General features: G+C 63.3%; 7 protein-coding genes. 1 reads left to right on the top strand and 6 read right to left on the bottom strand.

The annotated features are described in order from the left end of the window. The first annotated feature begins 89 nt into the window (after window positions 1–89). Window positions 90–752, top strand: coding sequence for a CsiV family protein (locus VGD45_RS15170; protein WP_331156165.1), 663 nt, complete (start codon window positions 90–92; stop codon window positions 750–752). On the opposite strand, the gene VGD45_RS15165 is transcribed toward VGD45_RS15170, so the two are convergent. Genes VGD45_RS15165 through pdxJ form a run of 6 tightly spaced genes read right to left on the bottom strand, consistent with a single transcriptional unit; the run spans window position 749 to window position 6,030 of the window. Further along, the gene (locus VGD45_RS15165) at window positions 749–1,693 is read right to left on the bottom strand and encodes a diguanylate cyclase domain-containing protein (RefSeq protein ID WP_331156164.1); all 945 of its coding nucleotides are present in this window, start codon (window positions 1,691–1,693) and stop codon (window positions 749–751) included. The two genes, VGD45_RS15170 and VGD45_RS15165, sit on opposite strands and share 4 nt — an antisense overlap. A gap of 13 nt (window positions 1,694–1,706) precedes the next feature. Continuing rightward, window positions 1,707–2,750, bottom strand: coding sequence for a beta-N-acetylhexosaminidase (nagZ, locus tag VGD45_RS15160; protein ID WP_414717582.1), 1,044 nt, complete (start codon window positions 2,748–2,750; stop codon window positions 1,707–1,709). An 18-nt stretch (window positions 2,751–2,768) separates the two neighbouring features. Further along, the gene (gene rlmD, locus VGD45_RS15155; RefSeq protein ID WP_331156162.1) at window positions 2,769–4,106 is read right to left on the bottom strand and encodes a 23S rRNA (uracil(1939)-C(5))-methyltransferase RlmD; all 1,338 of its coding nucleotides are present in this window, start codon (window positions 4,104–4,106) and stop codon (window positions 2,769–2,771) included. After that, the gene (locus VGD45_RS15150) at window positions 4,088–4,879 is read right to left on the bottom strand and encodes a 3'-5' exonuclease (RefSeq protein ID WP_331156161.1); all 792 of its coding nucleotides are present in this window, start codon (window positions 4,877–4,879) and stop codon (window positions 4,088–4,090) included. The genes rlmD and VGD45_RS15150 overlap by 19 nt, the downstream gene beginning before the upstream one ends. 10 nt (window positions 4,880–4,889) lie before the next feature. Beyond that, window positions 4,890–5,276: a holo-ACP synthase gene (gene acpS / locus VGD45_RS15145; RefSeq protein ID WP_331156160.1), complete on the bottom strand. Its 387-nt coding sequence runs from the start codon at window positions 5,274–5,276 to the stop codon at window positions 4,890–4,892. Between the two features lie 25 nt (window positions 5,277–5,301). Continuing rightward, on the bottom strand, window positions 5,302–6,030 hold the full coding sequence (gene pdxJ / locus VGD45_RS15140; RefSeq protein ID WP_331156159.1) for a pyridoxine 5'-phosphate synthase: 729 nt from the start codon (window positions 6,028–6,030) through the stop codon (window positions 5,302–5,304).

The following is a 6,030-nucleotide window of genomic DNA, read 5'->3' as shown; positions in this document are numbered from 1 at the left end:
TCAACGTCCATGTTGATCCCAATTGCCGGGAGAACACTTCCCCCCGACAGCCACCGCCGATACGTCTGTGGGGCTGGTAAACTTTCGGAATGAGCCATTCAGCTTTCCTTCCTCGTTGGGCCCGCCCGCGCATGCTCGGCGTGGTGGTGTTGCTCACGGCTTTGATGTCGGTGGGCTCGGCGGTCGCGCAGCAGGCGGCGCCGGTTCAGTCTTATGACGTCGAGTTGCTGATCTTCCGCAATCTCTCGGGCAAAGAGACGCCGGAGAACTGGGGCGTGGAAGCCGCGGGCGCGGCGCAGCGGTTGGATATTCCCGAGGACGAGCTCTCATCCTCCGTGCTGGCGGACGTGCCCACGGTAGCCGCGCCGACTGTCACCTTCCCCGCCCTGCCCGCATCGAAGATGAAGCTCACGGCCATCGAAGACACCATGCGTCGCAGCCGGAGCTATCAGCCGGTCGCGCACATCGGCTGGACCCAGCCAGGCTACGCGCGTAACGCGGCTAAATTTCTATCGGTGAGCTCGCTGGTATCAGGAAGCTCCGGCCTGCAAGGTCAGATTGCGCTGTCGCGTGGACGCTATCTGCATCTCACATTGGATCTGGTATTGGATGGAGCGGCGAGCGGCGACGGGCAGCGCTATGTGCTGCGGCAGACGCGCCGCATGCGTAGCAACGAGCGGCACTACATCGATAGCCCGAAGCTCGGGGTGATCGCGGTGATCACACCAAGCTCCGGCACCGATGCTAATTAATCAGCCTCGCGGCTGACGACGCGGTTGCGGCCGAGCTCCTTGGCGTCTTTGAGCGCCTTCAGCGCCAGCTCGTAAATGCGTTCCGGGGCCGCGTCATGCGGCGGCACCAGCGAAACCACGCCGGCGCTGGCGGTCACATAGCGAGACACATTCGAGCGCGGATGATGAATGGCCAGATCCCGCACGCGACCCAGCACGGCCTCGGCTAACTTGGATGCCTGAGCCAGATCGAGCCCGGTGGTCACCGCGGCGATCTGATCCTCGTCGAACCGACCGCACAGGTCGCTGGCCCGACGAAAACATCCGCCGATCACCCGGGCGATGCGCTTGAACGACTGATCCGAGCCGTTCTTGCCGAATGTTTCCTTGTAGGTCAAGAAGCAGTCCAGATCGAACACCAGGAAGCTGAGCCGGCGCGATTCGCGCTGGGCCAGGCCCCAATCGCGCTTCACCAACTCGTCGAAATACGTCCGGCGCAGCAACCCAGTGAGCTTGTCGTCGCGCAGGTACGCCAGCATGGTCTGCGTGCTCAAGGCCGGATCGGTCTTTTCGGCCGACTCGCGCAACCGCAGGCGGTCGCCGCCTTCGCGGTGATAACCTGCGAAGTGCGTCACATTTCCGTTGGCGTCGCGCAGCGGCTGAATGGTCAGCTCGTTCCAGAACATGGTGCCGTCTTTGCGGTAATTGCGCAGCGTCGTGTGGCACGAGGTGCCCTGCCTCAGCGCCGAGCGGATCTTGTCCAGGCCTTCCTGTTCATGATCGTCGCCCTGTAGGAAACGGAGGTTGCGGCCGCGAATGTAGTTGGCGTCGTAGCCGGTCAGCTTCTCCATGGCGGCGTTCACGAACACCACCGGGCGGTCGGCGGCGCGAGCGTCGCAAATGACCACACCGTCTGGGGCGGCTTCTACCAGGCTTTGCAGCAGTGTTGCGTCGACGCTCATGTTCTATGTTTGCTTAGGAATTCAGACGGAGATCCGGCCGCTCCATGCAGCTTTTGACGGCCCCCTCGCAGGTCTGCCACTCGCGCGAAGCGTGTAATGCCTCCCGGGCCAATCCCGGCTTGCCGTGCAGGCGGGCCATGCGAACTTGACTTAAAGGATCCCCGCTCCCCCGCAAAGAATCGATGACCTGGAGCACACCTTGACGATCGTTACATAGCGAAAGCACGTCACAACCGGCCGCGAGGGCCGCTTTGGCCCGGGCCGGCATGTCGCCGATGACCTTGGCACCGGCCATGGAAAGATCGTCGGTGAAAATCGCCCCGTCGAAATTCAGCCGGCCGCGCAGCTCGTTTTGCAGCCAGCGGCGCGAGAAACCGGCCGGTTTGTCGTCCACGTCGGTGAACACGACATGGGCCGCCATGATGGAGGCCAGGCCGTTATCGATCAGCCGACGATACGGTGTCACGTCCTCGTCGATATCGGCCAGCGGCCGCCGGTCCACCGGCATGGCCACGTGCGAATCGGGCACCACGAATCCGTGCCCAGGATAATGTTTGGCGGTGGCGGCCATGCCGGCCTCCCGCATGCCGCCCATGAAGGCGATGGCCAGCTCCGAGACCACGCGCGGATCGCGGTGAAAAGCCCGATCGCCGATGACCGTGCTGGCGCCGTAGTCCAGGTCCACGCAGGGCGCGAAACTCATATCGATGCCCACGGCCCGCAGCTCGGCCGCCATCAGCCAGCCGCACTGGCGGGACAGCAGCTTGCCGGCCGCCGGATCGAGGTCATATTCGCGGCCGATCATCCGCATCGACGGCAGCACGGTGAATCCCTTGCGGAACCGCTGCACCCGGCCGCCTTCGTGATCCACCGTCACCAGCAATGGCGGCGAACGGACGGCGCGAATGTCGGCGACCAGCCGGGTCAGCTGCTCGACGCTCTCGAAATTGCGTGTGAACAGGATCACGGCGCCGACCAGCGGATGGGCCAGCAACTCCCGATCCTCCTGGGTCAGGGTCGTGCCCTGCACGTCGATCATCAGTGGCCCAAGGGTCATATCTGTTTGCTTGCCGGGTTATTTCTTGACGAACAATGCAGCCGATTCCACATGCGCGGTATGCGGGAACATATCCATCACCCCCGCGGCCTGCAGCTTATAACCATGCTCGTGCACGAGAATACCCGCGTCTCGCGCGAGGCTGCCGGGATGACATGAGATGTACAACACGGTGTCGGCACCAGACTTAGCGACCAGCGGTAGCACTTCTTTAGCGCCGGCGCGCGGCGGATCGAGCAAAACCTTGTCGAACTTGCCGGCCCATGAGGCCGACAAAATGCCCTCGTCGGCGAGATTGGCCGTATGAAACCGGGCGTTCGTGAGCCCGTTGCGAGCGGCATTCGCGCGGGCGCGCTCGACCAGAGCGGCCTCGCCTTCCACGCCGACCACCTGCCCCGCCCGGCGGGCCAGCGGCAGGGAAAAATTGCCGAGCCCACAGAACAGATCGAGCACGCGGTCCTCGGCCGTCGGCGCGAGCATCGCGATGGCCCGATCGATCATTTGCAGATTGAGCGGACCGTTCACCTGAACGAAGTCGGTGGGCAGGAACTGCAGCGTGAGATCGAACGACGGCAACCGATATTCCAGCGGCGCCACGTCGTCCATGGGCGCGACCGTCTCGTAGCCGCCGGGCTGCAGAAACATTTGCACCGAGTGCTCGCGACCGAACCTGCGCAGCAGCTCCGTGTCCGCCTCGGTCAACGGTTCGAGCACGCGCACGACCAGGGCAACCGCGTTGTCCGCCACCGCCACTTCGATCTGCGGCACGCGATTCCGGATGCTCAACGCAGTGACTAGTTCGGAGAGCGGAACCAGCAGTTGATCCATGGGCGCTTGCAACACTTCGCAGCGCTGCAGGTCCGTGATGTATGGAGTGCTGCGCTCACGAAAGCCAACGACCGTGCGATTCTTCTTCGGCACCCAACGCGCCGCCAGTCGCGCGCGCCGGCGATAATTCCAAGTGCCCGCTTGCAACGGCGGCAGTGTCTCCTCGGGAGTGACTTTGCCGATCCGGGTCAGCGAGTCCATCAACTGCTTTTGTTTGAATTGCAGCTGCTGATCGACGGACAGGTGTTGCAACACGCAGCCGCCACACATGCCGAAATGGATACAACGCGGCTCGACGCGATCCGGCGAGGGCTCGATCACCCGTAACAGCTGGCCTTCGTCGAAGTTGCGGCCGCGCTTGAGACGCCGCCATTCGACCAGCTCGCCCGGCAGCGCGTCGTCGATGAACACGGTCTTGCCGTCGACGTGCGCGACGCCGCGGCCTTCGTGCGATAAATCGGTGATCTTCGCCGTCTCGGGCTGAGCGGACGGACGACGCGCCCGCGCGTTCAACGCGGCGTCTCCCAAGATGTCATCTCCCAGGCCGACAGGAATTCCTGGAAGTGAGGCTTGCCCTGTGTCGCCAGTACCTCGCGCACTCGCGCAACTTCGGCGTGATATTCCTCTCGTGTGAGATGGCCGCGCATCATTTCGAAGCGCAGATAGATCAAGAAAGTATTCAGCACGTCGGTTTCACAGTAATTGCGGATGACGTCGAGCTTGCCATCCAGATATGCATCCCAGACTTTGTCGCCGCTCATGCCGAGCTTGCCCGGCAGGCCGACCAGCGTGGCCGCGGCTTGCAAGCTCACGCGGGCGCGTCCCTGATAGCTCGACAGCACGTCCATCAGATCGAGATGCCGGCAGTGATAGCGGTTCAGATAATTGTTCCAACGGAACGCCTGGTCCTCGTCGCCGTTCTCCCAATAACGGGGCGCGACGATGCCGTGACGAAGCGCGCGATAGTGCAGCACCGGCAGGTCGAAGCCGCCGCCGTTCCAGCTCACGAGATCGGGCGTGTATTTGTCGATGCCGTCGTAGAAACGTTGGATGATCTCGGCTTCCGACGCCGACGGATCGCCCAGCGACCACACCTTGAACGTATCGCGCGAACGCAGCGCCACCGAGATGGCGACCACGCGCTGCTGCTCATAGGAAAGAAACTCGCTGCCCGACTCTTCGCGGCGCTTGGCCTGCATGACGTAGCCGACCTTTTGATCGCTCAGGTCGCCGAGGTCGTAAATGCGCCGGCCCAACTCGACGTCGGGAATGGTTTCTATGTCGAATACGAAAACAGGCATGGGTTTCCAACTAACTCTGTCGACGCATCAGTATCGCCACCGCCACCACCAGCCCCGCCTCGTCGGTCAACGTGATGTGACCTTCGCCGATACCGAGCCGCTCTCGCATTTCCTGGCCGCGCTCGGACCAGATGATGTCGGGCCGGCCAAACTCGTTCGCGGCCACACCCACGTCGCGGATCCAGAGCCCGTGTCTGAAACCCGTGCCCATGGCTTTGACGATCGCTTCCTTGGCCGCGAAGCGCATGGCGAGAAACCGGGCGGGACGCGACTGCGCGCGATACGCGTCAGCCTCGGCGGGCATCAGCAGTCGTTCGACGAAACGCTCGCCAAATTTCTCATGCAGCCGCTGAATGCGCTCGATCTGCACGACATCGGTGCCAATGCCAAAGATCATTGCCGTAGCGACTCAAACGTCGCGATCAACGTCCCGCTCGAGCCTGCAGCATCAGGCGCTTCATCTCGGAAACGGCCGTCGCCAGGCCATGAATCACGGCGTGCGCCACGATGGCGTGTCCGATGTTCAATTCGACGATCTCTTGAATGCAGGCGATGGGCTGCACGTTGTGATAGTGCAGACCATGGCCGGCGTGCACCGTCAGCCCGAGCTGGGCCGCGTGACGGGCCGCAAGTTCGATACGCTTGAGCTCCTTGGCGCGATGCTGGCCGATGGCCTCGGCATAAGCGCCAGTGTGCAATTCGACGACCGGGGCGCCGACACGCACCGCTGCTTCCAGCTGCTCGGGCTCGGGATCGATGAACAACGAAACGCGGATCCCCGCCTCGCCGAGCCGCGCGCAGATCCGTTTCAACGAATCCTGCTGTCCGATCACGTCGAGGCCGCCCTCGGTGGTGACTTCGGTGCGCTTCTCCGGCACCAGACAAACATCCGGAGGCCGCACGTCGAGGGCGATGCGCACCATTTCGTCGGTGGCGGCCATTTCCAGGTTCAGCCGGGTCTGCAGCGCGTCCTTGCACATGCGCACGTCGCGGTCCTGAATATGCCGACGATCTTCGCGCAGATGAATGGTGATGCTGTCCGCGCCCGCCTGCTCGGCGATCAGCGCCGCGAACAGGGGATCAGGATAGGTAGTGCGCCGCGCCTGACGCAGCGTGGCCACGTGATCGACATTGACACCGAGGTGAAGCAT

Origin of the sequence: Steroidobacter sp. (genome assembly GCF_036402275.1) — a bacterium.
In the GTDB taxonomy this organism is placed as follows: Bacteria; Pseudomonadota; Gammaproteobacteria; order Steroidobacterales; family Steroidobacteraceae; genus Steroidobacter.
Note: the sequence above shows the minus strand (reverse complement) of the source record. Positions and strands in the feature narration are given on the sequence as shown.

Bases quoted from the DNA above. Each gene is read 5' to 3' on its own strand.
- VGD45_RS15150 (WP_331156161.1), bottom strand. From the start codon at position 4,879: ATGCCTGTTTTCGTATTCGACATAGAAACCATTCCCGACGTCGAGTTG.
- nagZ (WP_414717582.1), bottom strand. From the start codon at position 2,750: ATGACCCTTGGGCCACTGATGATCGACGTGCAGGGCACGACCCTGACC.
- VGD45_RS15170 (WP_331156165.1), top strand. From the start codon at position 90: ATGAGCCATTCAGCTTTCCTTCCTCGTTGGGCCCGCCCGCGCATGCTC.
- acpS (WP_331156160.1), bottom strand. From the start codon at position 5,276: ATGATCTTTGGCATTGGCACCGATGTCGTGCAGATCGAGCGCATTCAG.
- pdxJ (WP_331156159.1), bottom strand. From the start codon at position 6,030: ATGCTTCACCTCGGTGTCAATGTCGATCACGTGGCCACGCTGCGTCAG.
- VGD45_RS15165 (WP_331156164.1), bottom strand. From the start codon at position 1,693: ATGAGCGTCGACGCAACACTGCTGCAAAGCCTGGTAGAAGCCGCCCCA.